The sequence below is a fragment of the Mesorhizobium sp. WSM4809 genome, assembly GCF_055811655.1.
Window position 1 is genome coordinate 1 of the sequence record NZ_JBVVQW010000082.1, and the last position, 254, is coordinate 254.

Annotated in this window: 1 protein-coding gene; it reads left to right on the forward strand. The window is 55.1% G+C overall.

Annotated features, from left to right (window positions below; all coding sequences use genetic code 11):
- A partial coding sequence (locus AC0L24_RS33935; RefSeq protein WP_473565108.1) for a hypothetical protein occupies positions 1-254 on the forward strand: 254 nt, incomplete at both ends.

Sequence of the window (254 nt, forward strand, 5' to 3'; positions counted from 1 at the left end):
GTTACAGGTCGCTATCCAGAATGTCACGCAAGAACAGACGCAACGTAACGCCGCACTTAACGAAATGCGCCAGCGTTATAAAGAAAAGACGCAGCAACTTGCCGATGTGAAAACCATTTGCGAGCAGGAAGCGCGCATCAAAACGCTGGAAGCTCAACGTGCACAGTTACAGGCGGGTCAGCCTTGCCCACTTTGTGGTTCCACCAGCCACCCGGCGGTCGAGGCGTATCAGGCGCTGGAGCCTGGCGTTAATC